Consider the following 1474-nt stretch of genomic DNA (forward strand, 5'->3'; position numbering starts at 1 on the left):
AGCGCCCGGCCGGCTGCGCTCACCTGGCTGCTGCGGCACGCGGAGGCCGCCGCCCGGGCGCTCTTCACCCGTGTGTAGCGATCGGCCATGAACACGACGATCGTCAGTGACGAGTACGGCAGCAGCGCGTCGGTCAGCGCGGGCGAGCGTTCGGCCGCGCCTTGCACGAGCGGCTGCGCGGCGAGCCCGAACCGTGCGGCCGCCACCTTCACCCACTCGCCGAAGACGGCCGCGCGTTCCGGCTGCCACGTCGGCAGCAGGGGCCGGACCAGCTCCTCGGGGCCGCCGGTGAACAGCATCGGTGCGAACCAGACGTTCGAGCCCGACGCCACGCAGCGGGCGGCCTCCTCCCAGGTGATCCAGGGCTGTCCCCAGTCGCCCGGAGTGTCCAGCCACCGGTCGCGTTCGCCGTCGCGCCACTCGAGGGTCGCGGGGTCGTCGCAGCTCAGGCCCGCGATCACGACCGGTTTGGCGGGCTTGGCGCGATGCAGCCACGGTGGGCTGGACAGCACCGGCGGGACGGCTGCGATCGGCGCGTACGAGACGGCGGCAGCGGCGGCAGCCACGGCACGCACCCGTTCCGCGGCAGCGGGGCCGAGCGAGGGCAGGACCTCGTCCACGAGGTCGAGGTGCCCGAGCACGTGGGCGCGCAGCATCGGCGAACCGGCCTCGGCGAACAACCGCATCGCCCGGGCCGGGAAGCGTGCGGCCGCGTCGAGCACCGCCGCGGGGACGTACTTGCGGTCGAGCCGGGCGAGCAGCTCGGCGAAGACGGCGTCGTCGTCCATGTCAGTCAGGACCGAGAGCATCCGTTGCTGGGATTCGGCGGTCATGTGCGGGACGTCGAACCAGACCAGCACGGCGCCGGCCGCGCCCGGCCCGAGCCCGTCGGCGAGAGTGGCCAGCACCCCGGACATCGGCAGCGACCACCAGTTGTCGAGGTGCGGCGCGAGGGCGCGCGCCTGCTCCGCCGTGCCCGCAGCGAGTAGCAGGAGCGCGGCCAGCTCCGGCTTCGGGGAGCCGTTGGCGAGGACCGTCCGCACATCCTGCTCGACCCAGTCGCGCTCGCCCGGCAACAGAACAGAGGTGGCGACAGCCGCACTCCAGCTCCGGTCGCGGTACGGCCGCAGTGCCTCGACGAGCTCGGCGTATTCGGCATCGGGCGCCACGGCGATCGCGGCCCGGACCCGGAGCAGGATCTGCCGTTGCGGCCCGCGATGGGCAGCCTCGCCGAACGCGACCGGGGCGAGGGAGAGGTCCCCGTAGGTCGCCGGATTGACGCGCTCGCCTTCCTGCACGCCCAGCAAGGCCTGCTCGACCGCCGCCCGTGCGGCGAACAGCAGGCCGTGGCGGGCGATCCAGAGGTCGGCGAGCGGCGTGAGGACGTCCCCGCTGTCCTCCGGATACTGAATGCGGATGCTCAGTGCCGAGAGGGCCCCCGCCGCGCCCAGCGGCGTCACGTCCGGGTCGTTGT

At 73.8% G+C, this 1474-nt stretch carries 1 pseudogene; it reads right to left on the reverse strand.

Annotated elements, in window-relative coordinates:
• Positions 1 to 1460 (reverse strand): annotated as a pseudogene (locus tag AB0C29_RS48140) (molybdate metabolism regulator); the annotation flags it as partial.
• Positions 1461 to 1474 lie beyond the last annotated feature (14 nt).

It is taken from the genome of Actinoplanes sp. NPDC048791 (genome assembly GCF_040650095.1).
In the GTDB taxonomy this organism is placed as follows: domain Bacteria; phylum Actinomycetota; class Actinomycetes; order Mycobacteriales; family Micromonosporaceae; genus Actinoplanes.